The 26,074-nt window shown below is 65.4% G+C and carries 25 protein-coding genes and 1 other RNA gene; 5 read left to right on the top strand and 21 right to left on the bottom strand.

Going from position 1 to position 26,074, the window contains the following annotated elements:
* Positions 1 to 168: 168 nt before the first annotated feature.
* The 13 genes from ftsZ to mraZ all read right to left on the bottom strand — a co-directional run bounded on the left by ftsZ (position 169) and on the right by mraZ (position 15,120).
* Positions 169 to 1,398, bottom strand: a complete 1,230-nt coding sequence (ftsZ, locus tag ABB26_RS09235) for a cell division protein FtsZ (RefSeq protein ID WP_057633452.1) — start codon at positions 1,396 to 1,398, stop codon at positions 169 to 171.
* Positions 1,399 to 1,604: 206 nt separating this feature from the next.
* Positions 1,605 to 2,840 (bottom strand): cell division protein FtsA, encoded by a 1,236-nt coding sequence (gene ftsA, locus ABB26_RS09230; RefSeq protein WP_057633401.1) that lies wholly within the window; start codon positions 2,838 to 2,840, stop codon positions 1,605 to 1,607.
* Entirely contained in the window at positions 2,837 to 3,565 is a 729-nt protein-coding gene (locus tag ABB26_RS09225; RefSeq protein WP_057633399.1) for a cell division protein FtsQ/DivIB, read from the bottom strand. Before ABB26_RS09225 ends, ftsA begins: the two co-directional genes overlap by 4 nt.
* A gap of 91 nt (positions 3,566 to 3,656) precedes the next feature.
* On the bottom strand, positions 3,657 to 5,093 hold the full coding sequence (murC, locus tag ABB26_RS09220) for a UDP-N-acetylmuramate--L-alanine ligase (protein ID WP_057633397.1): 1,437 nt from the start codon (positions 5,091 to 5,093) through the stop codon (positions 3,657 to 3,659).
* A 43-nt stretch (positions 5,094 to 5,136) separates the two neighbouring features.
* A complete protein-coding gene (murG, locus tag ABB26_RS09215; protein ID WP_057633395.1) occupies positions 5,137 to 6,234 on the bottom strand; it encodes an undecaprenyldiphospho-muramoylpentapeptide beta-N-acetylglucosaminyltransferase in 1,098 nt (365 codons plus the stop codon).
* Complete coding sequence (gene ftsW / locus ABB26_RS09210) at positions 6,231 to 7,532, bottom strand: putative lipid II flippase FtsW (protein WP_057633393.1); 1,302 nt, start codon at positions 7,530 to 7,532, stop codon at positions 6,231 to 6,233. Before ftsW ends, murG begins: the two co-directional genes overlap by 4 nt.
* Positions 7,532 to 8,617, bottom strand: a complete 1,086-nt coding sequence (gene mraY / locus ABB26_RS09205; protein WP_057633390.1) for a phospho-N-acetylmuramoyl-pentapeptide-transferase — start codon at positions 8,615 to 8,617, stop codon at positions 7,532 to 7,534. The genes ftsW and mraY overlap by 1 nt, the downstream gene beginning before the upstream one ends.
* Positions 8,607 to 10,001, bottom strand: a complete 1,395-nt coding sequence (locus ABB26_RS09200) for a UDP-N-acetylmuramoyl-tripeptide--D-alanyl-D-alanine ligase (protein ID WP_057633388.1) — start codon at positions 9,999 to 10,001, stop codon at positions 8,607 to 8,609. Before ABB26_RS09200 ends, mraY begins: the two co-directional genes overlap by 11 nt.
* Positions 9,998 to 11,488, bottom strand: coding sequence for a UDP-N-acetylmuramoyl-L-alanyl-D-glutamate--2,6-diaminopimelate ligase (locus ABB26_RS09195; RefSeq protein ID WP_057633386.1), 1,491 nt, complete (start codon positions 11,486 to 11,488; stop codon positions 9,998 to 10,000). The genes ABB26_RS09200 and ABB26_RS09195 overlap by 4 nt, the downstream gene beginning before the upstream one ends.
* Positions 11,485 to 13,290: a peptidoglycan D,D-transpeptidase FtsI family protein gene (locus ABB26_RS09190; protein WP_057633451.1), complete on the bottom strand. Its 1,806-nt coding sequence runs from the start codon at positions 13,288 to 13,290 to the stop codon at positions 11,485 to 11,487. Before ABB26_RS09190 ends, ABB26_RS09195 begins: the two co-directional genes overlap by 4 nt.
* A gap of 53 nt (positions 13,291 to 13,343) precedes the next feature.
* Entirely contained in the window at positions 13,344 to 13,607 is a 264-nt protein-coding gene (gene ftsL / locus ABB26_RS09185; protein ID WP_057633384.1) for a cell division protein FtsL, read from the bottom strand.
* A complete protein-coding gene (rsmH, locus tag ABB26_RS09180; protein WP_057633383.1) occupies positions 13,604 to 14,659 on the bottom strand; it encodes a 16S rRNA (cytosine(1402)-N(4))-methyltransferase RsmH in 1,056 nt (351 codons plus the stop codon). Before rsmH ends, ftsL begins: the two co-directional genes overlap by 4 nt.
* A gap of 14 nt (positions 14,660 to 14,673) precedes the next feature.
* The gene (gene mraZ, locus ABB26_RS09175) at positions 14,674 to 15,120 is read right to left on the bottom strand and encodes a division/cell wall cluster transcriptional repressor MraZ (protein WP_057633381.1); all 447 of its coding nucleotides are present in this window, start codon (positions 15,118 to 15,120) and stop codon (positions 14,674 to 14,676) included.
* Positions 15,121 to 15,447: 327 nt separating this feature from the next.
* Here mraZ and ABB26_RS09170 point away from each other — a divergent pair, with 327 nt between their 5' ends.
* A complete protein-coding gene (locus tag ABB26_RS09170) occupies positions 15,448 to 16,218 on the top strand; it encodes an NRDE family protein (RefSeq protein ID WP_057633380.1) in 771 nt (256 codons plus the stop codon).
* 303 nt (positions 16,219 to 16,521) lie between these two features.
* Here the strand turns inward: ABB26_RS09170 and rnpB are convergent.
* Both rnpB and rsmI read right to left on the bottom strand, forming a co-directional pair.
* An RNA gene (rnpB, locus tag ABB26_RS09360) (RNase P RNA component class A) lies at positions 16,522 to 16,873 on the bottom strand.
* Between the two features lie 215 nt (positions 16,874 to 17,088).
* On the bottom strand, positions 17,089 to 17,913 hold the full coding sequence (gene rsmI / locus ABB26_RS09165; RefSeq protein ID WP_057633449.1) for a 16S rRNA (cytidine(1402)-2'-O)-methyltransferase: 825 nt from the start codon (positions 17,911 to 17,913) through the stop codon (positions 17,089 to 17,091).
* An 81-nt stretch (positions 17,914 to 17,994) separates the two neighbouring features.
* Between rsmI and ABB26_RS09160 the strand changes: the two genes are divergently transcribed.
* The 4 genes from ABB26_RS09160 to ABB26_RS09145 are packed head-to-tail and all read left to right on the top strand — an operon-like array spanning position 17,995 to position 22,013.
* The gene (locus ABB26_RS09160) at positions 17,995 to 19,719 is read left to right on the top strand and encodes a penicillin-binding protein activator (RefSeq protein WP_057633379.1); all 1,725 of its coding nucleotides are present in this window, start codon (positions 17,995 to 17,997) and stop codon (positions 19,717 to 19,719) included.
* Complete coding sequence (locus tag ABB26_RS09155; protein WP_057633378.1) at positions 19,709 to 20,083, top strand: YraN family protein; 375 nt, start codon at positions 19,709 to 19,711, stop codon at positions 20,081 to 20,083. The genes ABB26_RS09160 and ABB26_RS09155 overlap by 11 nt, the downstream gene beginning before the upstream one ends.
* A complete protein-coding gene (locus ABB26_RS09150) occupies positions 20,083 to 20,625 on the top strand; it encodes a metal-dependent hydrolase (protein WP_057633377.1) in 543 nt (180 codons plus the stop codon). Before ABB26_RS09155 ends, ABB26_RS09150 begins: the two co-directional genes overlap by 1 nt.
* Positions 20,622 to 22,013 (top strand): FAD-binding oxidoreductase, encoded by a 1,392-nt coding sequence (locus ABB26_RS09145; protein ID WP_057633376.1) that lies wholly within the window; start codon positions 20,622 to 20,624, stop codon positions 22,011 to 22,013. The genes ABB26_RS09150 and ABB26_RS09145 overlap by 4 nt, the downstream gene beginning before the upstream one ends.
* Positions 22,014 to 22,130: 117 nt before the next feature.
* On the opposite strand, the gene ABB26_RS09140 is transcribed toward ABB26_RS09145, so the two are convergent.
* From ABB26_RS09140 to ribH, 6 genes are all read right to left on the bottom strand, one after another.
* Positions 22,131 to 22,676, bottom strand: a complete 546-nt coding sequence (locus tag ABB26_RS09140; RefSeq protein WP_057633375.1) for a GTP-binding protein — start codon at positions 22,674 to 22,676, stop codon at positions 22,131 to 22,133.
* 233 nt (positions 22,677 to 22,909) lie between these two features.
* Entirely contained in the window at positions 22,910 to 23,272 is a 363-nt protein-coding gene (locus ABB26_RS09135) for a roadblock/LC7 domain-containing protein (RefSeq protein WP_057633447.1), read from the bottom strand.
* 158 nt (positions 23,273 to 23,430) lie between these two features.
* On the bottom strand, positions 23,431 to 23,736 hold the full coding sequence (locus ABB26_RS09130; protein ID WP_057633374.1) for a roadblock/LC7 domain-containing protein: 306 nt from the start codon (positions 23,734 to 23,736) through the stop codon (positions 23,431 to 23,433).
* A gap of 257 nt (positions 23,737 to 23,993) precedes the next feature.
* Complete coding sequence (gene thiL / locus ABB26_RS09125) at positions 23,994 to 24,998, bottom strand: thiamine-phosphate kinase (protein WP_057633373.1); 1,005 nt, start codon at positions 24,996 to 24,998, stop codon at positions 23,994 to 23,996.
* Positions 24,999 to 25,093: 95 nt separating this feature from the next.
* A complete protein-coding gene (gene nusB / locus ABB26_RS09120; RefSeq protein WP_057633372.1) occupies positions 25,094 to 25,573 on the bottom strand; it encodes a transcription antitermination factor NusB in 480 nt (159 codons plus the stop codon).
* Positions 25,570 to 26,037: a 6,7-dimethyl-8-ribityllumazine synthase gene (gene ribH, locus ABB26_RS09115; protein ID WP_083490757.1), complete on the bottom strand. Its 468-nt coding sequence runs from the start codon at positions 26,035 to 26,037 to the stop codon at positions 25,570 to 25,572. Before ribH ends, nusB begins: the two co-directional genes overlap by 4 nt.
* Positions 26,038 to 26,074: the final 37 nt, after the last annotated feature.

The following is a 26,074-nucleotide window of genomic DNA, read 5'->3' as shown; positions in this document are numbered from 1 at the left end:
GCCCGGCGACAAAGGACATGGTCTTGCCCGTCAGGGTGGACAGCCCTGACGTGTAGTGCAGCGGCGGCGACTCCGACCCACCGGGACGAACCGGCCCGACCCGCGCCGCCATTGCCGGCAGGCGCGTGACCAGACCCGGTCCACTCAGTGGCGCCGGATCAGCCCCGATCAGTCTGCCTGGCGGCGCAGGAACGCCGGGATATCCAGGTAGTCGTTCGGCAGCTCAGCAGCGGCCGGCGCGGACATCGATGCGGAAGAAGCCGCCGCGGTGTCGGCGCTCGGACGGCGCAGGCCCATGCCCAAGGAGTTGCCCACGGCCTTGGCCACGGCATCGGCCGGGCTTTCGTATTCGCCGAACTCCGGCTGGCCGGTGGTGGCATTGCGGACCAGCTTGATCGGTGCGCGCTCGCCCGGACGCTGTGCGTTCTTGGCGGTGGCACGGTTCAGGCCGGTGGCCACGACGGTCACGCGCACTTCGTCCTGCATGTCCGGGTCCAGCACGGTGCCGACCACGACGGTGGCGTCTTCCGAGGAGAAGCCTTCGATGGTGCGGCCGATTTCGTCGAACTCGCTCATGGTGAAGTCCGGGCCGGCGGTGATGTTGACCAGGATGCCGTTGGCACCAGCCAGGTTCACGTCGTCCAGCAACGGGTTCTGGATCGCGGCTTCGGCAGCAGCCTGGGCGCGATCATCGCCACGTGCGGTGCCGGTGCCCATCATGGCCAGGCCCATTTCCGACATCACGGTGCGCACGTCGGCGAAGTCGACGTTGATCAGGCCCGGACGCACGATCAGGTCGGCGATGCCCTGCACGGCGCCCTGCAGCACGTCGTTGGCGGCACGGAAGGCCTGCACCATGGTGGCGTTGCGGCCAAGCACGGTGATCAGCTTTTCATTCGGGATGGTGATCAGCGAGTCGACATGCTGGCTCAGCTCCTCGATGCCCTTCAGCGCGACCTGCATGCGGCGACGGCCTTCGAACGGGAACGGCTTGGTGACCACGGCAACGGTCAGGATGCCCATTTCCTTGGCCAGCTGTGCCACCACCGGCGCAGCGCCGGTACCGGTGCCACCGCCCATGCCGGCAGTGATGAACACCATGTCGGCGCCCTGCAGGGCGTCCATGATGCGCTCGCGGTCTTCCAGTGCGGCCTGGCGGCCGACTTCAGGGTTGGCGCCAGCACCCAGACCCTTGGTTACGTTGGTACCCAGCTGCAGCTGCAGCTTGGCGCCACAGTTCTTGATGGCCTGCGAATCGGTGTTGGCAGTGATGAATTCCACGCCATCGACGGCGCTGTTAACCATGTGTGCCACGGCATTGCCGCCGCCACCGCCAACACCCACCACCTTGATCACCGCGTTCGGTGCCATCTTTTCAATCAGTTCGAAATGCGCCATGTCCATGTCCTCTCTATTGCCGTGATTGGGTCGAGCATCCGGGAAGAATCCTTCTCCTTCTGCGCCCGCCCGCACCGGCGAGTTGTTTTAGGTTTTCCGCTCCGGGTTGCCCCGTCACGGTGGTTGTTGCCTGTATCAATGACTGCGTTACTGCACTTCGTCTTGCCCTACTGCCTGCTTTACTGCCTTGCCACCTGACACCGCGCTCAGAATTCGCCGCGGAACCAGTTCTTCAACTTGTTGAACATGCTGCCGGCGCGCCCGGTTGGCAGCGACGGACGACGGGGATGTTCGATCTGGCTGCCCATCAGCAGCAGGCCCACGCCGGTGGCATGCACCGGGTTGCCGACCACTTCGCCCAGCCCGGTGACGTGCTGCGGAATGCCCACGCGTACCGGCATCTGCAGCATTTCCTCGGCCAGCTCGACCACACCTTCCATCTTCGACGCACCACCGGTCAGCACCATGCCGGCGCGAACCATTTCCTCGAAACCGGAACGGCGCAGTTCGGCCTGCACCATCTCGAAAATTTCCTCGTAGCGGCCCTGCACGGCCTGCGCCAGCGAGTGACGCGGCATGCGGCGCGGCGGACGGTCACCCACCGACGGCACCTGGATGCTCTCCTCGGCGGTAGCCAGCTGTGCCAGTGCGCACGCGTAGCGCACCTTGATCTGCTCGGCTTCCGGGGTCGGGGTGCGCAGCATGTGCGCAATGTCGTTGGTGACGTGGTCGCCGGCGATCGGCAACGAGGCGGTGTGGCAGATCGCGCCCTGCACGAACACCGCGATGTCGGTGGTGCCGGCACCGATGTCCACCATCACCACGCCCAGCTCGCGCTCGTCGGCGGTGAGCACCGCCACGCTGGAGGCCAGCGACGACAGCACCAGGTCGTCCACCTGCAGGCCGCAGCGCTGCACGCACTTGCTGATGTTGGCCGCCGCCGACTGCGCGCAGACCACCAGGTGCGCGTGTACTTCCAGGCGCACGCCGGTCATGCCGACCGGGTTGCGGATGCCTTCCTGCGAATCGTCCAGCACGTACTCGCGCGGGATCGCATGCAGGATCTTCTGGTCGGCCGGGATGGCCACGGCCTTGGCCGCTTCCAGCACACGGTCCAGGTCACCCCAGCTGACTTCACCTTCACGGATCGGGGTGATGCCCTGCGAGTTGCGGCACTGCACGTGGTTGCCGGAGATGGAGGCGTAGACCGAACGGATCTCGCAGCCGGCCATCAATTCGGCTTCCTCGATGGCACGCTGGATCGACTGTACCGTCGATTCGATGTCCACCACCACGCCGCGCTTGAGGCCGCGCGATTCATGCGAACCGATGCCGATGACCTCGATGGGGCTGCCCGGCGAGTACTCACCCACCAGTGCCACCACCTTGGAAGTGCCGATATCGAGTCCGACGATCAGCGATTTGTCACCCTTGCGATTCATGTTCTGTCCTGCGTCTGCTTTGTTGCCGGCGGCGGGGTTCCCCAGCTCAGCGTGAAACCATTGGTATAGCGGAGGTCGGCGCGCTCGATCGGCACCTGCGTGCGGGTGAGCTGGGGCAGCACCCGCACGAAGCGCGATAGACGTGAACGCGCGTCATTGCGGCCGACGATGATCTCGGTGCCACTGTTCAACGCCAGCGACCAGCTGCCGCGCGCATCCATGGCGACCTTGCGCACGTCCACGCCGGCAGGCGCGAACAAGGCGCGGGAATCGTTGTAGAGCTCGACCACTTCCGCGGTCTTGGCATCGGGGCCGTCCAGCTCCGGCAGTGGTGCGTTTTCAAGGCCATGCGGCACCGCAAACAAACGCCCCTGCTCGGACAACAGTCGATCCTTGCCCCAGCGTGCGAACGGCTTGTGCTCGACGATGGAAACCTCCAGCACATCCGGCCATTGCTTGCGCACGCGGGCGCTTTCCACCCACGGCAGCTTTTCCACTGCGTGCTGGGCGTCCTGCAGCTTCACCGCGAAGTAGCCCGCCTGCGCATACGGCAGCAATGCCTTCTGCAGATCCTCGGCCGGCACCCGCTCAAACTCACCATGCACACGCAGCTTGGCCAGCGGCCAGCGCTCGGTTCCGACCCAGCCGTTGAGCACGGCAACCACCGGCAAGGCGACCAGCGCGATAGCCAACAGCCAGGCGAGGATGCGCAACACAGCATTCATCGCGCGCCCTCCCCTGCATTCCACGCGCACGCACCCCGCACCGACCGCAGAGCGGTGGTGCCGGCATGCAACGACGGGAATGCGTGATGGCTCATTCGCCCGTGGCCTCCTTGAAGCCCTCGGTTGCCACGATTTGAGCCACATGGCCGATGTCGCCCGCGCCCATCATCAGCAACAAGTCGCCGTCCTGCAGTACGTCCGGCAGCACCGACACCAGGTCAGCGGCCTGCCTCACCACCACCGGCTCGCTACGACCACGTGCGCGGATGGCACGTGCCAGCGACTTGGAATCGGCACCCGGAATCGGCGCTTCACCGGCCGGGTAAACCTCGCTCAACACCAGCGCGTCGACATCCGACAGCACTGCGGCGAACGCGTCGAACTGATCACGCGTACGGCTGTAGCGGTGCGGCTGGAAAGCCACCACCAGACGCTGCGACGGCCAGCCACCGCGCGCGGCAGCGAACACGGCTTCCAGTTCGCGCGGATGATGACCGTAGTCGTCGATGACGCGGACCTTGGCGCCCTTGTGCGTGGTGACCACGCCCAGATCGTTGAAGCGGCGGCCGACACCTTCAAACTTCTCCAGCGCCGAAGCGATGGCTTCCGGCGCCACGCCCAGCTGCCATGCCACCGCCGCCGCCGCCAGTGCGTTGAGCACGTTGTGCTTGCCCGGCAATGCCAGCGTCACCGGCACGCTGCTGCCTTCCGGCAGGCGCAGGGTGAAGCGCATGCGCGGGCCATCCTGGACCACGTCCTCGGCGCGCACATCGGCATTGCTGCTCATGCCGTAGCTCATCACGTGACGCGGCGTCTTGGCGGCGAGCGCCGCCACCTCCGGGTCGTCGATGCACAGCACGGCCAAGCCGTAGAACGGCAGGCGCTGCAGGAATTCGGCAAAGGCTTCCTGCACGCGGGCGAAGTCGTTGCCGTAGTTCTCCAGATGGTCGGAGTCGATGTTGGTGATCACCGCCACCAGCGGGTTCAGCCGCAGGAAGCTGCCATCGCTTTCATCGGCCTCGGCCACCAGCCACTGGCCGCCACCAAGCTTGGCGTTGGCACCGGCCGCCAGCAACTGGCCGCCGATGACGAAGGTCGGGTCCAGCCCGCCTTCGCTCAGCACCGCCGCGGTCAGCGAGGTGGTGGTGGTCTTGCCATGCGTACCGGCCACGGCGATGCCACGACGGAAGCGCATCAGCTCGGCCAGCATCGCCGCACGCGGCATGATCGGAATGCGCTGGCTGCGCGCTTCCATCAGTTCGGGGTTGTCGTCACGGATGGCACTGGATACCACCACGCAATCGGTGCCCAGCACGTTGGCCGCAGAGTGGCCACGCATCACCCGCGCGCCCAGGCGCGACAGGCGACGGGTGGCGGCGTTGTCGGAGTTGTCCGAACCGGAGACTTCGTAGCCCAGCGTCAGCATCACTTCGGCGATGCCGCTCATGCCGGTGCCACCGATGCCGACGAAATGCACGCGCGGGAAGGCACGGACCAGGTCGGTGGTGTCGTGGAGGCGGCGGATCATGCCTGGCCTCCGGTGTGGCGGGCGCGGGGGCGCGATGCCGTATTCATGCTGCTTCCTCAAGAATGATGTCTGCGATGCGTTCGGCCGCATCGACCTTGGCCAGTGCACGCGCGGCGTGCGCCATCTGCATGCGACCGGCGGGATTGTTGACGAGCGTGCGCAGCACGCCTTCCAGGTTGGCTGCCAGTGCGTCGTCCTGCTTGAGCAGTTCGGCGGCACCGCGCTCGACCAGATATTCGGCATTGCGGGTCTGGTGGTCATCGACCGCAGCGGCGAACGGCACCAGCACGCTGCCGATGCCCACCGCGCACAACTCGGCCAGCGTGGATGCACCAGAGCGGCACACCACCACGTCGGCCCAGTCGTAGGCAGCGGCCATGTCGCCGATGAAGGCATCCACGCGACCGGACACACCGGCCTGGCGATAGGCCTGCAATGCTTCTTCGTGCAGTTTCTCGCCACACTGGTGCCAGACGTCGATGGCGACGCTGTCACCCAGCGCGGCCAGCGCCTTGGGCACGGCATTGTTCAATGCGCGCGCGCCCTGGCTGCCACCCAGCACCAGCAAACGCATCGGACCGGTGCGCCCGGACAAGCGCTGTTCCGGCGCCGGCAACGCGGCGATCTCGGCGCGCACCGGGTTGCCCACCACTTCTTCCTTGCCGCCGGCAAAGCTGCCCGGAAAACCGGTCAGCAGACGACGGGCGAAGCGCGACAGGATACGGTTGGTCATGCCGGGCGCACGGTTCTGTTCGTGCACCAGCAACGGCAGACCATGCAGACGCGCCGCCATGCCGCCCGGCCCGGAGGCGAAGCCACCGAAAGCCACCACGGCGCGCGGATTGCGGTCGCGCAGCACGTAGCCAGCGTCACGAATGGCACGCAGCACCCGCACCGGCGCACCCAACAGTGCCAGCTTGCCCTTGCCACGCAGACCGGAGATGGCCAGCGTGTCGATCTGGATGCCATGTTGCGGCACCAGTCGGGTTTCCATGGCGCCGTCAGCGCCCAGCCACACCACCGGCACACCACGCTCGCGCAACACCTTGGCCACCGCCAGCCCCGGGAAGATGTGGCCACCGGTACCGCCGGCCATGATCATCACCGGACGCGGCGCTGCGTTCTTCGTCGGATTGCTCATGCAATCCTCCCGAAGGTCGGCTCGACCCGTTGCTGCATGCGGCTGGTGCCACGCGCGGTATTGCCCTGCATGGCCGCGGCCACGGCGGTCGCCGTCGGTGCACTCACCGGCGCCGGCTCGGCGTCTTCGACCATCGGCTCGACGTCGTCGCGCACCTCCTGTCGGCGCACCGCGCGGTTGTATTCGTAGGACACGCGCAGCAGCAGGCCCATCGCCACGCAGGTCATCATCACGCTGGAGCCGCCAGAGGAAATCAGCGGCAGCGTCAGACCCTTGGTCGGAAGAATGCCCAGGTTCACACCAACCGACACGAAGGTCTGCAGGCTGATCCACAGGGCAATGCCGAACGCGATATAGCCGGCGAAGTGACGGCGCATTTCGATGCAGCGCATGCCCAGCCAGAACGCACGGCCCACCAGCAACACGTACAGGCTGATGATGCCGCACACGCCGATGAAGCCCAGCTCCTCGGCGATCACCGAGAAGATGAAGTCGGTATGCGATTCGGGCAGGTAGTTCAGTTTCTGGATGGACGCACCCAGACCGACACCGGTCCATTCACCGCGGCCAATGGCCATCAGTGCGTTGGACAGCTGGTAGCCCGAACCGAGCTGGTCCTGCCACGGATCCATGAATGAGGTGACGCGGCGCATGCGGTACGGCTCGAAGATCACCAGCAGCACCAGGCCCGGCAGCAACAGCAATACCGGCAGGATGATGCGGGTGATCTGGGCGCCGCCCAGCACCAGCATGCAGATGGTGATGCCCAGCAGCAGCATCGATGAACCAAAGTCCGGCTGCATCAACAGCAGGCCGACCAAAAGGCCCACCACTCCGACCGGCTTCAACATCGCCTGCCAGGTCGCGTTGACCTCGTCGCGGAAGCGCACCAAGTAACTGGACAACCAGACGATGTACAGCACCTTCACCGCTTCAACGGTCTGGAATTTGGACACGCCCAGGTTCACCCAACGGCGCGCGCCATTGACGCTGCTGCCCAGCCCCGGAATGAACACCACGATCAGCAGCGCGAAGCAGCCCAGCAGCAGCAGTTGGTTGTACTTCTCGATTTCCTTCAACTCCACCCGCATCGTCACCATGGCCAGGATCACGCCGATGCCGATGAACACCAGATGCCGGGTGAGGTAGTAGAACGGACTCTGCGTCAGCGCGATGGAGCTGGAAGCCACCATCACGATCCCGATCGAAGCCAAGGTCACGGCGGCGCCCAGCAGCCACTTGTCGTAGCTGCCGCCGATGGCTTCAAGTCGAGTTGCCTGACGCGAGTAGTCGTCCATCAGCGCACCTTCAAGGTTGCCAGGCCGATCAACACGAGCACCACCGAGATGATCCAGAAGCGCACGATCACGCGCGGCTCCGGCCAGCCCTTCAGCTCAAAATGGTGGTGAATGGGTGCCATGCGGAACACACGCTTGCCGGTGAGCTTGAACGAAGCCACCTGGATCATCACCGACAGGGTTTCGATCACGAACACGCCGCCCATGATCACCAGCACCAGCTCCTGGCGCACGATCACCGCGATGGTGCCGAGCACCGCGCCCAGCGCCAGCGCACCGACATCGCCCATGAACACCATGGCCGGGTAGGTGTTGAACCACAGGAAGCCCAGGCCCGCACCGGCGATGGCGGCGCAGATGATGACCAGTTCACCGGCCCCGGGAATCTGCGGAATCTGCAGGTAGCTGGAGAACACCGCGTTGCCCGAGGCGTAGGCGAACACGCCCAGCGCGCATGCCACCAGTACCGTCGGCATGATGGCCAGGCCATCCAGCCCATCGGTGAGGTTCACCGCGTTGGAGAACCCGACGATCCAGAAGTAGGCGATGGCCACGAAGCTGATGCCGGCCAGCGGCAGCGCGATCGACTTGAACATCGGAATGTACAGCGTCAGCGCCGCCGGCACGTCGGCCGTATAGAACAGGAACAGGCCCGCGGCCAGACCGAAGATCGACTGCAGCAGGTATTTCCAGCGCGACTTCAGACCGTTCGGATCGCGCTTGGCGATCTTCAACCAGTCGTCGTACCAGCCGATGGCACCGAAGCACAGCATCACCGCCATCACCACCCACACATAGCGGTTGCGCAGGTCGGCCCACAGCAGCACCGAGATCAGCACGGTGGTCAGGATCAAACCGCCGCCCATGGTCGGCGTGCCGGCCTTGGAGAAGTGCGATTGCGGGCCATCCTTGCGGATCGGCTGGCCACCCTTGAGCTGGGCCAGACGACGGATCGCCGCCGGCCCAAGCCACAGCGACAGGCCCAGCGCGGTCAGCGCCGCGAGGATGCCGCGGAAAGTGATGTAGTTGAACAGCCGGAACAGGTCGTCCAACTGCTGCAACCAACGGGCCAGTTCAAGCAACATGCATAGTGTCCTCGCCACGCCCCAACAGCGCGGTCACGATCTTGTCCATGGCGCTGCCGCGCGAGCCCTTGATCAGGCAACGCACGCCAGCATGAAGTTCCGATTCCAATACGGCGGCCAGCGCGGCATGGGAGTCGAAATGACGCCCGCCTTCACCGAACGCCTTTGATGCCGCTTCGCTCAGCGGCCCCAGCGTGTAGAGTCGCTTGAGACCGGCTTCGCGTGCGCGCTGCCCGGCCTGAGCGTGCAGCGCCTGCGCGCCCTCGCCCAGTTCGCGCATGTCGCCCAGCACCAGCCAGCCTTCTTCGCTGCCCGCGGCCAGCGCGTCGATCGCAGCGGCCAGTGAACCGGGGTTGGCGTTGTAGCTGTCGTCGATCAGCACCGCGCCGTTGACCAGCGTGTGCGCGACCTGACGGCCCGCCACCGGACGCGCCTGCGCCAGGCCTTCCACGATCAACGGCAGCGCGACTCCTGCAGCCAACGCCAGCGATGCGGCAGCCAGTGCATTGAGCACGTTGTGACGGCCGGCCAGATGCAGCACCACCGCTGTCTCGCCCTGTGGTGTGATCAGGTTGAAACGTGCACCCTCGGCGCCCAGCACAAGATTGACTGCACGCACATCGGCGCTGTGCTCCAGGCCGAAACGCAGCACCTTGCAACGTGTCGGCGTCCCGATGAAATGCTGCTCGAAGAACGGCGCGAATGCATCGTCTGCATTGATCACCGCCACGCCGTCTTCCGGCAGCGCCGCATAGATGGCGCCCTTGGTGGTGGCCACACCCAACAGGCTGCCCATGCGCTCAAGGTGCGCAGCGGCAACGTTGTTGACCAACGAATAATGCGGGTGCGCGATGTCGGTCAGGTAAGCAATGTCACCCGGCTTGCCGGCGCCCATTTCGTACACGGCGTAGTCGGCGTCTTCCGGCGCGTCGATCACGGCCAGCGGCAGGCCGATCTCGTTGTTGCGGTTGCCTGGCGTTGCATAGACCTGACGGCCTTCCACCTGAGCGGCATGCTGCAGGATCGCCAGCAGCAGGCTCTTGACGCTGGTCTTGCCGTTGCTGCCGGTAATGGCGAACACGCGGGTAGCGCGATCATGCTGCATCGCCGCGGCGATCCTTGCCAGCGCCAGTTCGGTATTGGCGACCACCACCTGCGGCACGTCCAGCGGCTGCAGCGTATCCACCAGCAATGCGCTGGCACCACGGGCCACTGCGTTGGCGGCAAACATATGCCCGTCGAAGCGCTCGCCGCGCAACGCGACATACAAGCTGCCGGCACTGAGCGTGCGCGTGTCATTGCTGACAGCGTCGACTGCCACGTCTTCACCGTGGATCTCACCACCAGCCCAATGGGCGATCAGCGACAGCGGGGCGCGCTTCACGAACGCACCTCCTGGCCAACGGCGGCGCGCGCCAGCAGCGCGCGCGATGCCACGTCGGTGTCATCGAAAGGATGTTTGATACCTGCAATCTCCTGATAGGGCTCATGGCCCTTGCCGGCAACCAGCACGATGTCGCCGGGGCCGGCCTGCGCGACGGCCGCGCCAATGGCGCGGGCTCGGTCACGCTGTACGTTGACCCGGGAGGCATCGGTGAAGCCGGCCATGATGTCGGCGACGATCACATCGCCATCTTCGCCACGCGGATTGTCGTCGGTGACGAACACCACGTCGGCCAGTTCTTCGGCAATGGCGGCCATCTGCGGACGCTTGCCGGTGTCACGCTCGCCACCGCAACCAAACACGCACAGCAGACGACCATCAAGATGGCCATGCAGGCTGCGCAGTGCCTGTTCCAGTGCGTCGGGGGTATGTGCGTAATCGATGACCACGGTCGGTTCGCCATGACCTCCAAGGCGATTCATGCGCCCGGCAATCGGCTGCAGCTGAGCCAGCACCTGGGCGATGGCCGACGTCGGCTGGCCCAGGCCATGCAATGCACCGGCCACGGCCAGCAGGTTGTCGACATTGAAGCGACCCAGCAGCGGTGAACGCAGCGGATGGCGCGCATCACCGATGATCAGATCGAAGCCGATGCCCTGCCCGTCCAGCACCAGGTTCTCGGCGCGAATCGTGGCATCGTTCCGGCCGGTCGAGCTCAAACCAATGGCCTGCACGTCCGGCGCCAGCGTGGCGATCAGTTCACGGCCGAACGCGTCATCCAGATTGATCGCCGCCGCCTTCAGACCCGGACGCTGGAACAGCTTGGCCTTGGCAGCGCCATAGGCCTCCATGCTGCCGTGGTAATCCAGATGATCACGGGTGAGGTTGGTGAACACCGCCACGTCGTAATGCACCGCATCGACGCGGCCCTGGTCCAGCGCATGCGAGCTGACTTCCATCGCCACGGCCTGGGCACCGTCATCACGCAGCTGCGCCAATACCTGATGCATCTGCAGCACCAGCGGCGTGGTGAAGCCGGTCGGCACCACATCGCCATACAGGCCCACACCGAGCGTACCGATCGAGCCGCAGCGGATGCCAAGCAGATGCCATGCCTGGGTCAGCAGCTGCACCGTCGAGGTTTTGCCGTTGGTACCGGTGACCCCGACCATCGTCATCGCGCGCGACGGATGACCATGGAACTGGTCGGCCATCACGCCCATGCGCGAACGCAGGCCGGGGACGGCGATGGCATCGGCCGGCGCCGGCAACTCGACCGGAGCAGGCGGATCAAACAACACTACAGCCGCACCGGCTGCCTTGGCCTGTTCCACAAAGCCCAGCCCGTGTGCGCCGAAGCCGGCGATCGCGACGAAGGCATCGCCGGGGCGCACGAAACGTGAGTCCAGCACCAGCCCGCTGATCTGCGGGTCGTGCGCCAGGGTCAGCTCAGGCAGCAGGTTGGACAACAGCATCGTGCGGCTCACTGGCGCACCTCCGTGGTGGCAGGTGCCGGAGCACTGGCGGTAGGCAGCGCGGCATCGAATTCGGCCGTCGCGTCGGGAACATCGGCCGCTTCCTGCGGGATCGGCAGCGGCGCGCGATTGCTGCCCGGCTTGCCGCCCACCTTGCCGGCCGCCTGCGCGGCCAGCCACGACTGGATGTCATCCGGCGGCACGTCCATCAGGCGCAGGGTGCCTTCCATCACATGATGGAACACCGGCGCGGAAACCAGGCCGCCGTACTGCAGCGCGCCCTGCGGATCGTTGACCACCACCACCGCTGCAAAGCGCGGTGCAGTGGCCGGGACCACGCCGGCAAACAACAGGTTGTAGTGACCGCGCTCGTAACCATTGGGGCCGTTCTTGCGCGCCGTGCCGGTCTTGCCGGCAACGTGGTAGCCAAGAATCGCCGCCTGCTTGGCGCCGCCATTGGTGACCACGGTTTCCATCATCCGCACCACTTCCTGGGCCACGTTCGGGTCCAGTACCTGGCGCGCTTCATTGCGCTGGCCCTTGATGAAGGTCGGCTGGATCACCGTGCCACCATTGGCCAGCGCCGAGTATGCCTGCGCGATCTGCAGCGGCGTCACGGCCAGACCGTAACCGTAGGACATCGTGGTCTTGGTGGTGCCGTACCAGTTGGGGCTGCCCGGCCGCGGCACCACGCCCGACGATTCACCCGGGAAACCGCTGTCCGGCGCCACGCCATAGCCGAAGGCACGCACGGTGTCGTAGAAGGTCTGGTCCGGAATACGGGCCACGATCTTGGCCGCGCCGATGTTCGAGCTGCGGGTGATCACGCCGGTGACGTTGAGCACGCCGTTGTTACGCGGCACATCGCGGATGGTGTAGCGACCCAGCGACATGTAGCCCGGGTTGGTGTCGATGATCGTGTCCGGCGTGACCACGTGGTTCTGCAGCGCGGTGGCGATGGTCAGCGGCTTCATCGTCGAACCCGGCTCGACCAGATCGGTCACCGCACGGTTGCGACGCGTGTCCGGCGTGGCGCCACTGACCGCGTTAGGGTTGTAGGTCGGCAGGTTGGCCATGGCCAACACCTCGCCGGTTGCCACGTCCATGACCACGATGGAACCACCAGCGGCCTTGTTCGCGGTGACCGCATTGCGCAGCTCGCGCATGGCCAGGAACTGGATGCGGCGGTCGATGCTCAGGGTCAGATCCTTGCCCGGCTCGGCAGGACGCACCTGGTCGATGTTCTCGACAATCGCGCCCTTGCGGTCGCGGATCACTTTCTTGGCACCGGCCTTGCCACGCAGCCATTCGTCGAAGGCCAGCTCCAGCCCCTCCTGGCCACGGTCATCGATGTTGGTGAAACCCAGCACGTGCGCCATCGCCTCACCCTGCGGGTAGAAACGACGGAACTCGCGCTGTGAAAACACGCCCGGAATCTTCAGCGCCACGATCTGCTCGGCCACATCCGGATTCATGCGACGACGCAGATACATGAACTCCTTATCCGCCTTCTGCGTGAGCTTGGTGGTCAGCTCGTCCACCGGCAGCCCCAACGCCTGTGCCAGTTCGGGGATGCGTTCCGGTGCCTGCAGCAGTTCCTGCGGGTTGGCCCAGATCGATGCCACCGGCGTGGACACCGCCACCGGCTCACCATTGCGGTCGGTGATCATGCCGCGCGAGGTCGGGATCGGCACTTCACGCAGGTAACGCGCTTCGCCCTGGCGCTGGTAGAAATCGCTGTCGATCAACTGCACATAGGCCGCACGGCCGACCAGCGTGACCGCGCACAGACCCAGGCCAATGCCGACCATCATCAGGCGATTGCCCAGGTCGAACTGGCTGCGGGTGCGATTGCGGCCGGACTTGTTCACGGGCGGATCACCACGATGTCGGCGGCTTCCGGGAACTTCATGCCCAGACGACCGCGTGCTTCCTGATCAACGCGCGTGGCTTGCGCCAGCGTGGCCTGCTCCAGCTGCAGACGGCCGAATTCGATATTGAGTTCGTCGCGCGCATGCTCGAGCTTGGACAGCTCGACAAACAGCTGCCGATGACGGTGGCGCATGAACACCACACCGATCGCCGAAGCGATGGTGCAGGCCAGCAGCACGATCAGCAGCAGGCGGCTCATGGCCTGCGCCCTTTGTTGGAAGTGGTGATCGGGGAATCAGCATCGGGGGATGAGGCATTCCCCGGGCTCTTCATTCCCGGCTCCCCGTTCCCGGTTCCGCGCTTTTCGGCAACCCGCAGCACCGCGCTGCGCGAGCGCGGGTTCACCGCCAACTCGTCGTCTTCAGCCTTGATCGCGCCGCCGATCAGATCCAGCGTCGGCACGAAGACCGTTGCTTCCGGGAAACGACGATTGGCCGGCGGCGCCTTGGCGTGCCGGTTCATGAATTGCTTGACGATGCGGTCTTCCAGCGAGTGGAAGCTGATCACCGCCAGACGGCCACCGGGCTTGAGCCGCGCCATCGCCGCGTCCAAGCCGGCTTCAAGATCAGCCAGTTCGCGATTGATGTGGATGCGGATGGCCTGGAAGCTGCGCGTGGCCGGATGGATCTTGTCCTTGCCGCGCGGCATCACCGATGCGATCAGCTCCGCCAGCTCGGCGGTGCGCGCAAACGGCTGGGTGGCGCGACGGGCAACGATGGCGCGGGCGATGCGGCGGCTCTGGCGTTCGTCGCCATAGGCCCACAGCACATCGGCGATTTCGCGGTCTTCAGCACGGTTGAGCCATTGCGCGGCGCTTTCGCCCGAGTCCGGGTCCATGCGCATGTCCAACGGGCCATCCTTGCCGAAGCTGAAACCACGCTCAGCCACGTCCAGCTGCGGCGAAGACACGCCCAGGTCGAACAGCACGCCATCCAGACCGGCAGCGGTTTCGTCCCAGTTCAACAGATCCGCAAAGCTGCCGCGATAGATCGCCACGCGACCGTCGGGCGCGAAATCGCGCTCTGCCACGGCGATGGCTTCAGGATCCTTGTCCATGACCAGCAGACGGCCGTCGGCACCCAGCTGGCGAAGCACGCCACCGGCATGACCGCCACGGCCGAACGTGCCATCCAGATAGGTACCGTTTTCGATCACCCTCAGGCCCTCAAGGACCTGGGTGTACAGCACCGGCAGGTGACCCGCCGGCGGCTGTGACACCGGAGGGTGACCGGCTTGCGCTTGACCGCGCACCCGGGCACCCCGGCTCACAACTTCAGGTCGAGAAGCCCATCGCCCAGATCCGCGTCAGACAACGTCTGCTGGATCAGTGCGCGGTGCGCTTGCTCGCTCCACAATTCAAACTTGTCACCCATGCCCATCAGCACTGCTTTCTTCTCGATGCCCACCGCACTGCGATGGCTGGAGGGAAGGCTGATACGGCCGTTTCCATCCAGCTCCAGGTGGGCGGCGGAACCGACAAGCTTCTGCTGAAGGGTGCGCACTACGCGCTGGGTATTGGGCTTTGCCATTACATCGTCCCGCACCCGCTCCCACTCCTGCTCTGAATACAACCACAGGCAACCGGCTTCAAACGGGTTGTAGGTCAGCACAAGACGATTGCCGCTGGCACGCGCGACGAGGTCGCGGTAGGCGGTGGGCACCGCCATGCGTCCCTTGTCGTCAACCGTGATGGCCGTCTCGCCCTGAAACACCCGTATGCACCCGTTTGTTGATTGCGTATGGAAAGTTATTGAACCACGAAAAACCACAAAAAACCCGGTTTTCCCTCTGATGCCCACCTTAGCAGTGGCAAAAAGGTTGTCAACAACTTTCCGCTCGCAAAATCGCTATTTGCATCAAGGGTTTGCAGCAATGTTTAGAGACTTGTTCAAGGCTTATCCACAAGTTGCTGTTTCGTCTCAAATTTTGAGATTTCCAAGAAATTCAGCACTGTAGAGACAGCGTGAAAACCGGACCGCAACTACCCCACCATTCAGACTGGGATGGCCGGAAACCGCGCGAATCGGCACACTCCGTCCATGTGCCTCGTCACCCTTGCCTGGAACTCTCATCCCCGCTGGCGCCTGGCGATGGCGGGCAATCGTGACGAGTTCCACGCCCGCCCCACGGCGCCCCTGCAACGCTGGGCCGAACCACAGGAAAGCGTGATCGCCGGGCGCGACCTGCGCTCGGGCGGCAGCTGGATGGGGGTGAATGCACGCGGGCATGCCGCCGTGGTCACCAACGTGCGCGACCCGACCGCTGCCACCGGCGGACCCTCGCGCGGCGAGCTGATCGCCAGCTACCTGGGCGGCGCACTGGATGCCACTCACTACACCCGCGCACTGGCCAATCGTGCCGGCGAATTTGCGCCATTCAATCTGCTTGTTGCCGATGCCAAGACCTGCACCTACCTCGGCAACCACCCCGCCGGCTGGCAGAACCTGCCGCCCGGCATCCACGGCATGTCCAATGGCAGCCTGGATGCACCGTGGCCCAAAACCCTGCGACTCATGCGGGCGATGGAAACATGGTCGACACAGGAAACTCCCACGCTTGATCCGCTCTGGCGGGCGCTGGCGGATGAAACCCGGGCCGCCGATACCGCACTTCCGCATACCGGCGTCCCGATTGAGCTGGAGCGACGCCTGTCCAGCGCCTTCATCCGCGGCGCCGACTATGGCACCCGTGCCAGCACGGTGATCCTTATTGACCACGCCGGGCGCGGCTTCATTCATGAACGTCGCTTTGGTCCGGAAGGTGTATTCCAGGGCGAGACCCGAGTGGAGATTCCCGGCGACGGGGAGTGAGAAGGCCGGCATCCGACACCTGCCTATTGGTTCGTAGGTGGATGGAATTTCAGCCAGAAGAAAAATCGCCCTCATCCACCCTTGGGCACTTTCTCCCGCCATCGCGGGAGAAAGGCTCAGCTTTCATGCCCTTTGCACGCCGGAAACGGCGCGATGCGAGCCAGGCAATCTTGATGGAGCCAAGTCCCCTCTAGTAAAGGGTGCGCGCCGACAGGCGCGGGGAATTGGAAGGCCAAAGGCCCGAGGACCAAGATTTCGCGCCGCGAAAACTTGGGACTTTTCCCGCCTGGCAGACGGGGAAAGTGGCGGAGCCGGCCGATAAGCCGGGTTCTGTCGTGAGCAGTCATTCCTCTAGGCGCCACGTCACCGTGACGCTCAAGCAACCTACCCGGACCCGACGCGGGCCACGTCATTAGGTCCCTATTTGGTCTTGCTCCAGGTGGGGTTTGCCGTACCGGTCTGTTGCCAGACTCGCGGTGCGCTCTTACCGCACCATTTCACCCTTACCGGCCTCCCGAAGGAGACGTAGGCGGTATCTTTCTGTTGCACTTTCCGTCGGCTTGCGCCGCCCAGGCGTTACCTGGCACCTCGCCCTGTGGAGCCCGGACTTTCCTCGGCATTCCCGAAGGAATGACGCGACTGCCTGGCCGACTCCGCCGCGCGCATTGTCGCATCGGGGCGGGAAATGGGGAACAGGAAATCGGGAATGCGGGGCAGAAGCAGGCTGCTGCGCCCTGCAACCATTCAGGCAGACGCGAAAAGCCAAATGCTTCGGCACCTCGCACCACACCCGCAACGTGGCGCAGGGCGACATGACCTGCCAGCCCTCACCGGAAAGCGATTCACTGCTCCCCGCATCCTGGGCCCCTCTTAAAACCCGTACAGCGCCTTGCGCGGTGCACCGCTCAGTTCGGCGGCGAGCTTGGCGGCGGTGGACGGAGGCAGATGCTCGTTGAGCTTGGTGTAAAGGCGGCGACCTTCGGCGATCTTGGCTTCCTCGTCATCACCGGCACCCTGCACCATCACCACGAACTCGCCCTTGCGCTGGTTGTCGTCAGCCAGAACCCTGGCCAGCAGTTGCTCCAGGGTGCCATCGAGCACGGTCTCGAACAGCTTTGTCAGCTCGCGTGCAATCACGGCGGGGCGCTCGTTGCCGAAGGCGCCGCCCATGTCAGCCAGCGATTCGGCGATGCGGTGCGAGGATTCGTAGAACACCAGCGTGCCGGTTTCGCCCGCCAGCCGTTGCAGACGCTCGCGCCGTGCCGACGACTTGGCCGGCAGGAAACCTTCAAATACAAAACGGTCGCTTGGCAGCCCGGCCACGCTCAATGCAGCGATCGCCGCACAGGCACCCGGAATCGGGCTGACCTTGACGCCAGCCGCGCGCGCGGCACGTACCAGCCGGAAGCCGGGGTCGCTGACCAACGGGGTGCCCGCATCGCTCACCACCGCCAGCGACTCGCCCGCCAGCAGGCGCGAAACCACGCGCTGCGCCATGGCTTCCTCGTTGTGGTCGTGCAGCGCCACCAGCGGCTTGCTGATGCCGAAATGCGACAGCAACTGGCCGGTGTGCCGCGTGTCCTCGGCACAGATCGCCGCCACCGACCGCAATACCTCCTGCGCACGCGGACTCAGATCGGCAAGGTTGCCGATGGGCGTGGCAACGACATACAAGGTGGCGACAGAGGTACTCATCATCGGCTTTTCCATGGGCAAGGGTAGAATCGTACCGTTTCCCCCGCCCGGCACCGCCGCGCCCTGTCGAACGGATATCAAATGAACAAGTCTGTCGCCGCCCGGATTTCCGCCCTGTCGTTGTCGATGCTGCTGTTCGTGGGCTGCGCCACCACCAGCGTCGCGCCCACCACTTCGCCCGCCCAGCAGGCTGCAATCGCCCTGCTTGAGCAAGGCAAACCGCGCGAAGCGGCACAGCAGCTGGAAGCCCAGGCCGCGCTGGCGCGTGGTGCAGCCAAATCGCTGCTGCTGGCCGATGCGGCTTTTGCCTGGCACGAAGCCGGCGACCACGCGCGCGCCCGCATGCTGATCCCGCAGGTGCAGTCACGCCAGCTCAGCGGCGCCACCCAGCAACGGTACAACCTGATGCTGGCCGAGCTGGCCCTGGCTGAAAAGCAACCGGCGGTGGCCCTCCAGGCCCTGGCCAGTGCGGCCGATCAGCTGCCCGCGCCGTTGCAGGCCCGCTGGCACCTCGCTCGCGCGCAGGCACTTGAAGCCAATGGCGATGCCTTCAACGCCGCTGCCGAACGCGCCCGCGCAAGTGCACTGCTCAGCGGTGCCGCGCGCAGCGACAATCAACGCGCCATCACCCGTCTGTTGGCCGGGCTGGACGATGCCACGCTCAGCAGCCGCACCACCGCACTGCCAGCCGGCGACCCGCTGTACAACCATGCCGGCCGTGCGTTGATCGCACGCGGCCTGCCGCTGCCGCGTCCGTTTGACCGCGACGCGGCCTGGCAACTGGACACCGGCAAGCGTCCGCCAGCCGAAGCCGATGGCTATCGCCCGCCGGCAAAGATGGCCGTACTGCTGCCGCTGAGCGGCAACATGGCCACCGCAGCCGCGCCGGTCCGCGATGGCCTGCTGGCCGGCTACTACGCCGAGAGCCGCCGTCGCCCGCAGATCGACTTCATCGACACCCACGGCACCGCCGCCGGCGCCAACGCCGCTTACGACAAGGCCGTGGCCTCGGGCGCGGACTTTGTTGTCGGGCCGCTGGGCCGTGATGAAGTGGATGCGTTGTTCCACCGTGAACTACAGGTGCCGCTGCTGGCACTGAACCGCGGCAAGGACAGTCCGCCCGCAGGCAGCGCCGCCTTCTCGCTGGCGCCGGAAGACGACGGCATCATGGCCGCCGAATACCTGTTGAGCCGCGAGCGCGGCAACGTGCTGGTGATCGCCAGCAACGACGATGCCGGCCGCCGCGCCAGCAACGCCTTCAAGGAACGCTTCGCCGAACGCGGGGGCAAGGTCGCCGCCAGCATCAACGTCGGCGATGCCCCGGGCGACATTGGCGCGCAGCTGCGCCAGACCAACGGCGTGGACGCCGTGTTCCTGGCCGTCAAGGGCAACCAGGCGCGTGCGCTGGCGCCACAGCTGGCACTGGCCGGGCTGTCGGCGGTGAGCCGCGTGGGCACCTCGCAGTTGATCAGCAACACCGGCAAAGCAGAGGAAGACACCGCGCTGGACGGCATCGTCTATCCGAGCGAGGCCTGGACCACACGCGGCGTTGCCGGCCTGCCCGCCGCCAGCAGTGTTGCCGGCACCTTGGCCACCGCACGCGGCGGCGCCGCGCGCCTGTTCGCCTTCGGTTTCGATGCATGGAAGATCACCGCGTATCTGGAAAAGATGGCCAACAGCACCAGCGGCGGCCTGTTCGGCGCGACCGGTACGCTGCATCTGGATGGCTTCGGCAATGTGCTGCGCACGCCGGCATGGTCCACCTTCAGCGGTGGTCGTCCGACATCGATCGGTGATGGTCGCTGATCCACTGCAGCGCGGCGCGGCGGTCGAAAGTGCCGCCCGCGCGCATCTGGAATCAGCCGGCCTGCGCTGGCTCGCCGCCAACGTGCGTTTTCGTGGCGGCGAGCTGGATCTGGTGATGCGCGACCCCGCCACCGGCACTCTGGTGTTTGTCGAAGTGCGCTACCGGCGCTCGGCGGTATTCGGCGGCGGCGCGGCATCGGTGGATGCCGGCAAACGCCGCAAGCTGGTGCATGCCGCGCAGTTGTATCTGGCCAGCAATGCGCGCTACGCCGATGCTCCCTGCCGCTTCGACGTGGTCGAAGCCAGCGGCGAACCGCCGCGCCTGCACTGGATAACCGACGCCTTCCGCGCGGACGACTGCTGATGCCCAGCATCTTCACTCATGCCGCCATTCCCCTTGCGCTGTGGTGTGCCAGCGAGCGCGGCCGCATTTCACCGCGTCTGCTTGGTGCTGGTGTGATCGCAGCGATGCTGCCCGACGCCGACGTACTGGCCTTCGCGCTGCACATTCCGTATGCCGATGCCTTCGGCCACCGTGGCGCCAGTCATTCGTTGTTGTTCTCTACGGTATTGGCGCTGCTTGCGGCAGTGCTGGCACGACCGTTGCGCGCGACGCGGGTGCAGGCAACGGCCTTTGTATTCGCCTGCGCGCTATCGCACCCGCTGCTCGATGCCTTCACCTCTGGCGGTCTCGGCGTGGCGCTGTGGTGGCCATGGAGCGACAGCCGTTTGTTCGCGCCTTGGCGGCCGATCCGCGTATCACCGTTTGCCAACAATTTCTTCAGCGCACGCGGCTTGCAGACCGTTCTTTCGGAACTGCGCTGGGTGTGGCTGCCCCTGTTCCTGTGCGTGCTGGGCTGGAAGGCCATGCAGCACCGCGCGCCGGTTGAAATCCAACACCCATGACTGCCCTGCCCGACGCTTTCAACCAAACCCTGTCGCAGCTGCTGGGCGATGACTGGCGCACCGACGCCACCGCGCTGGAAGCCCATGCGCAGGACAACTCCTGGCGCCATGCACTGCCACAGGGCGTCGCACTGCCTAGCACCCGCGAGCAGGTGCAGGCCATTGTCCGCGCCTGCCGCGAGCACGCTGTGCCGCTGGTTGGGCGCGGCGCCGGCACCGGCACCACCGGCGCGGCGGTGCCCACCGCTGGCGGCGTGGTGGTGTCATTCGCACGCATGAACCGCATCGTCGCTATCCGTGCTGGGGATCGCTGCGCGGTGGTCGAACCGGGCGTGCTCAATGGCGACCTGCAACAGGCGCTGATGCCGCATGGATTGTTCTGGCCACCGGATCCCTCCAGCGCGGATATCTGCAGCATCGGTGGCAACCTGGCCTGCAATGCCGGCGGTCCGCGCGCGGTGAAGTACGGCACCAGCCGTGACAACGTGCTGGGCCTGGTCGCCGTCACCGGCACCGGCGAGCTGATCCACTGTGGCGGCGCCTACACCAAGGACGCCACCGGCTTCGACCTTACCCATCTGATCGTTGGCAGCGAAGGCACGCTGGCATTGATCGTCGAGGCCACGCTCAAGCTGGCGCCACGCCCACGTGCGCAGGCCGGGCTGCGCGTGCTGTATCGCGATGCCGCAGCAGCGGCAGCGGCGGTATCGCGGGTGATGGTGCAGCCAGTCACGCCGACCATGCTCGAATTCATGGATGCGCGCAGCCTGGAGCTGCTGCGCCGCAATGGTGCGCAGGTACCGGATGCCGGCGCGATGCTGCTGATCGAAGCCGATGGCGACGATGACACCCTGCCCTATCTGCTCAATGCATTGGCACAGGCCGCCGAAGGCGACGGCATGCTGGAACTGGATGTCGCCACCGATGGCAGCGCACGCGACAGGCTGTGGGCTGCGCGCCGTGCGCTGTCGCCCGCGCTGAAGAGCATCGCGCCGGGCAAGATCAACGAAGACGTTGTCGTGCCGGTATCACGCATCCCGGAACTGGTTGAAGGCGTGCAACGGTTGTCGGCCGATGCCCGCCTGCCCATCGTCACCTTCGGCCATGCCGGCAACGGCAACCTGCACGTCAACATCCTCTACCACCCGGACGATGCCGACGAGAACGCACGCGCGCATGCGGCCCTGCCCCAGGTGTTCGCACTGGCGCTGGGGCTGGGGGGCACGTTGTCCGGTGAACATGGCATTGGGCTGGCCAAGCGCGACTTCATGGCGCAGGCATTTTCCCCCAGCACCCTGGATGCGATGCGTGCGATCAAGCAGGCACTGGATCCGGACGGCATCCTCAATCCGGGCAAGGTACTGCCGCCGCCTTCGGCACCGCAGTGATGCAGCCTCACAGGCCGGGCTGAAAGCCCGGCAGCATCTGCCGACCGAGCCGATCTGCTGTGATTGCGCGAGGCAGAGCCACTGGGCTTTCAGCCCGGCCTCCGCGGCCGCCCCGATTCAACGCGATGTTTCGGGGTAACGGCAGGACAACAGTGCCTTGACCAGGAAGTCGACCTGCATCGCTTCGCGTGCGTCCACCCACATCACCGGCAAGCGGTGACCGGCCGCGGCGAGCCCGTCGCGCAGCGCCGCGAAGGCGAAAGTTGGATGGCGATCCTGGCAGGTGACACCCACCGCGAAACAGGCATCCGGTGCCAAGACGCGAAAGCGTTCCAGCAAGGCCAGCGTACTGGGCAACGCGCGCGGGTTGAGCGTGCTTACCAGCACGACGACACCGATTGCGCCTTCGGCCACGATGGGCCACATGAAATCCAGATAAGCCTGACCAGGCACGCCGTAGACATGCAGCAATTGGCCATCACCCAGCTCGATGGAGCTGTAGTCCAGCGCCACCGTGGTGTGCGATTTGCCCTGTGAGACCTGCAGCGCATCCTCGTCACTGATCGGCATTTCAGTGCTGATCGGCTCCATGTCCGAGACCGACCGGATGGCCGTCGTCTTTCCCGCACCCATCTCACCGACAAACACCAGCTTGGTCGCCATATGTCAGACCTGAAGCGCATTGAGTTGAATCGACATCTCACAGCCACGCCTTAAGAACCCAGACATGGCACCAACACCGGCACGCGAAGGTTGCTCGCCGTTCGCACGCTGCGACGCCACTGGGCCCGGGCATCCGTTCTCGCCAGCGATGCGCAGTGGAGTGATCGAACGAGAGCCGGGAGGCACTTCAAACGCATCGCCGCCCGGAGCGTGGGCAGCGATGCGCACAACCGTTACTTGAAATCGAGCGTCTGCTCGAACGACTTCAACTCGTGGCGGGCAAGCGCCAGATTGGCGCGGGCACGGTCAAGCACCACGTACAGGAACAGATCCTGGTTGCTCTCCAGCGGACGCACCAGGTGGTACTGCTTGGACAGCGTGATCAGGATGTCTTCGATGTTGTCGGACAATCCCAGCGACGCGGCGACGCGACGTTTCGCACGCACCACTTCGGTGTTACCGGCAGCGGCGACTTCCAGGTTGATCGGGCCGCCCCCCAACATGCCCAGCGCCATGCCGCTGTCGCTGTCCACCAGCGCTGCACCGACGAAACCAGTGATCTCATTGAGCTTTTCCAGCTTGACGTTTCCAGCCATGACTTTCTCCATGCACTCGTTTGTTGTCTTGCCAGGGTGCGCCGCCATGCCGGAACGTGGAATGGGCTGAACGCGTGTTTGTCGAATCTCCACCCCTCGACCCGGGCCTGTCGCACGGGAGCCGGACAACCTGCAGCACCGGTTCCCTGCAACAGGATCTACAGCAACGCTTCAATACGGCCCGCCGCATCACGGGCCGCATACAACAGGATCGCAAGCGAGGTATCGGCATGTCCCAGTGCCGCCAATGTATAGGGCCGCCCTGCGGCCACACGCACCAGCACCATGCATCCCTGCGAGGTGGACATCGTCACGTGGTCGGCCGTGCTCAGGCCGAGCTCGCGCGACAGGGTTTCACCCAACGTAAGAAAGGAATTGCTCATCGCCGAGAGGCGGCGCGGATCCAGCGTGCTGAAGCAACGATGGGCCACGGTGCGGCCGTCACCGGTCGATACCAGCAACATTGAAATCCCCGCGTTACGGGAAAGGACGGCATCCAGCGCTGCTTCCAATGCCGGGTTGTCGACAGACGCAAAGGATGCGACTGCATCCCCGATCTTCGCCCGGACCTTTTCCCGTGTCGCCGTTTCCACTACCAGGCCCCCTGCTTGCCGTCGCGGATGCAACCCCCTGCATCAAAAGCGCGACGTGTCACGGTTGGAATGATGAAACCGAGTGGATGAGGTGGAATTGAATCCACCGCCGCGCGGACGGGCTTTTCCTAGTGATCTGCTGACTGACCTGCTGCAGAAAAATGGTCGAAGCCCAACCGCGATGTTGCCAACACCGTGCCCTCCCCGTTGACCAGCCGAACCCCACTACCGGCCCGAATATAGCCAATACGGGTGACCCGAACTGCAACGGACGCCATGCTTTCGAACACTTGCTCGCGTTGTGATGCCGGCGCGGTGAAGCACAACTCGTAGTCATCGCCCGCGCTCGCGCGCAGCATGCGGAACACCTCGGCCTCACCGGCCTGTGCCGCCATCTGCGACATCGGCAGTTCGCCTTCCAGCACCTCGGCCGCCACCTGGCTGCGTTCACAGATGTGGCCCAGGTCGGCCAGCAGGCCATCGGATACATCGATGGCCGCCGTCGCAAGCCCTCGCAGGGCCAACCCTGCCGCCAACCGGGGCGTGGGCCGCGCCAGGCGACCACGCAGATGCTCAAGCGCCGCGTCACTTGCTGGCCCGGTCACCTGCAACCGTTGCCGCTGCCACAACGCCAGGGCCAGGCCGGCTTCGCCCGGCATGCCGGTCACCCACACGTCGTCACCGGGCTGGGCGCCATCCCGGCGCAATGCCTTGCCGGCAGGCACATGCCCCATGGCGGTGATCGAGATCGACAACGGGCCGCGCGTGGTATCGCCGCCAATCAAGGCCATGCCATGCGGATCGGCCAGCTGGAAGAAGCCGTCCGCGAATGCATCCACCCACACCGGTGATGCCTCCGGCAATGACAGGGACAAGGTGCACCATGCCGGTGCGGCACCCATTGCCGCCAGATCGGAAAGATTCACCGCCAGCGCCTTCCAGCCGATGTCCGCGGCCGGCGTCTCCACCGGGAAGTGCACGCCGGCGTTGAGCGTGTCGGCGGTGACCACCAGCTGCTGGCCGGGCGGCATCTGCAGCAACGCGGCGTCATCGCCGATGCCCAGTGCCACATCCGGCCGCGCACCGGCACGGCGGCGGATGCGCTCTATCAAACCAAACTCATCAAGGCTCATGCACAGGCACCCCTGAAACAACAACGCCGGCGCCGATGATGCCGGCCCCGGCGCAGTGATGAAGACAACCAGCGGCAATCACCGCCAGCCCGGACTCAGTGGCCCGATTCGGTCTTGCGCCATTCCACCGCAGCGCGATCCAGCACGCCGTTGACGTAGGTGTGACCGTGTTCGGAACCAAAGCGCTTGGCGGTTTCGATGGCCTCGTTGATCACCACGCGGTACGGCACATCCTGGCGGTAACGCAGTTCGTAGGCGGCCACGCGCAGCACGGCGCGCTCGATGGCATCCACTTCTTCCACGCCACGGTCGACGAACGGGGCCAGTGCCTCGTCCAGATCGCGACGGTTGTCGAGCACGCCACGCAACAGGCTCTCGAAGTAGGTCAGATCCGCAATTTCATGCGCCTGCTCGTGGGCGAACTGGGCCAGCAGTGATTCGGCGTTGCCACCGGAAATCTGCCAGGCGTAGATCGCCTGCAGGGCACGACGGCGCGCGCGCGAGCGCAGTACCGGGTCCACGCCATCGCGACGGACCGGCTTTCCGGCAGGCTTGCCGTTGTTCTTGTTGTTCATGGCAGCTGTTCCAGAAGATTGACCATTTCCAATGCCGTCAATGCGGCTTCCTCACCCTTGTTGCCGTGGCTGCCGCCTGCGCGGGCCTCGGCATCTTCCACCCGCTCCACCGCCAGCACGCCGTTAAGCACCGGCACACCGAAATCCAGCTGGGCGCGCATCAGGCCTTCGGCACAGCGGTCGGCAACATGCTCGTAATGGCGGGTATCGCCACGGATCACGCAGCCCAGGGCGATGATGGCCGCATGCTGGCCGGCGGCGGCCAAACGGGCGGCCACCAGCGGGATTTCCCACGCACCGGGCACACGCACCACGTCGATGGCGTCCTCGCCGATGCCGTTACCGGCCAGGCTCTGGCGGGCGCCGGTCACCAGCACATCGGTGATGCGGGCGTTCCAGCGGCTGGCGATGATGGCAAAACGGGCCGGGCCGGCCGGGCGGAGGTCGCCTTCGTAGTGGCTCATGGGGTGTGGGGAATCCTGAGGGTGGGTAAGTTTAACG

Source organism: Stenotrophomonas humi, from assembly GCF_001431415.1.
Classification (GTDB): domain Bacteria; phylum Pseudomonadota; class Gammaproteobacteria; order Xanthomonadales; family Xanthomonadaceae; genus Stenotrophomonas; species Stenotrophomonas humi.
Note: the sequence above shows the minus strand (reverse complement) of the source record. Positions and strands in the feature narration are given on the sequence as shown.

Bases quoted from the DNA above. Each gene is read 5' to 3' on its own strand.
- ABB26_RS09225 (WP_057633399.1), bottom strand. From the start codon at position 3,565: ATGAATGCTGTGTTGCGCATCCTCGCCTGGCTGTTGGCTATCGCGCTG.
- mraY (WP_057633390.1), bottom strand. From the start codon at position 8,617: ATGTTGCTTGAACTGGCCCGTTGGTTGCAGCAGTTGGACGACCTGTTC.
- ftsZ (WP_057633452.1), bottom strand. From the start codon at position 1,398: ATGGCGCATTTCGAACTGATTGAAAAGATGGCACCGAACGCGGTGATC.
- ABB26_RS09155 (WP_057633378.1), top strand. From the start codon at position 19,709: ATGGTCGCTGATCCACTGCAGCGCGGCGCGGCGGTCGAAAGTGCCGCC.
- thiL (WP_057633373.1), bottom strand. From the start codon at position 24,998: ATGAGCCTTGATGAGTTTGGTTTGATAGAGCGCATCCGCCGCCGTGCC.
- nusB (WP_057633372.1), bottom strand. From the start codon at position 25,573: ATGAACAACAAGAACAACGGCAAGCCTGCCGGAAAGCCGGTCCGTCGC.
- ABB26_RS09130 (WP_057633374.1), bottom strand. From the start codon at position 23,736: ATGTTGCTGGTATCGACCGGTGACGGCCGCACCGTGGCCCATCGTTGC.
- ftsW (WP_057633393.1), bottom strand. From the start codon at position 7,532: ATGGACGACTACTCGCGTCAGGCAACTCGACTTGAAGCCATCGGCGGC.
- ABB26_RS09150 (WP_057633377.1), top strand. From the start codon at position 20,083: ATGCCCAGCATCTTCACTCATGCCGCCATTCCCCTTGCGCTGTGGTGT.
- ftsL (WP_057633384.1), bottom strand. From the start codon at position 13,607: ATGAGCCGCCTGCTGCTGATCGTGCTGCTGGCCTGCACCATCGCTTCG.
- ftsA (WP_057633401.1), bottom strand. From the start codon at position 2,840: ATGAATCGCAAGGGTGACAAATCGCTGATCGTCGGACTCGATATCGGC.
- ABB26_RS09145 (WP_057633376.1), top strand. From the start codon at position 20,622: ATGACTGCCCTGCCCGACGCTTTCAACCAAACCCTGTCGCAGCTGCTG.
- rsmI (WP_057633449.1), bottom strand. From the start codon at position 17,913: ATGAGTACCTCTGTCGCCACCTTGTATGTCGTTGCCACGCCCATCGGC.
- ribH (WP_083490757.1), bottom strand. From the start codon at position 26,037: ATGAGCCACTACGAAGGCGACCTCCGCCCGGCCGGCCCGGCCCGTTTT.
- ABB26_RS09135 (WP_057633447.1), bottom strand. From the start codon at position 23,272: ATGGCTGGAAACGTCAAGCTGGAAAAGCTCAATGAGATCACTGGTTTC.
- murC (WP_057633397.1), bottom strand. From the start codon at position 5,093: ATGATCCGCCGCCTCCACGACACCACCGACCTGGTCCGTGCCTTCCCG.
- ABB26_RS09160 (WP_057633379.1), top strand. From the start codon at position 17,995: ATGAACAAGTCTGTCGCCGCCCGGATTTCCGCCCTGTCGTTGTCGATG.
- murG (WP_057633395.1), bottom strand. From the start codon at position 6,234: ATGAGCAATCCGACGAAGAACGCAGCGCCGCGTCCGGTGATGATCATG.
- ABB26_RS09190 (WP_057633451.1), bottom strand. From the start codon at position 13,290: ATGATGGTCGGCATTGGCCTGGGTCTGTGCGCGGTCACGCTGGTCGGC.
- ABB26_RS09170 (WP_057633380.1), top strand. From the start codon at position 15,448: ATGTGCCTCGTCACCCTTGCCTGGAACTCTCATCCCCGCTGGCGCCTG.
- ABB26_RS09140 (WP_057633375.1), bottom strand. From the start codon at position 22,676: ATGGCGACCAAGCTGGTGTTTGTCGGTGAGATGGGTGCGGGAAAGACG.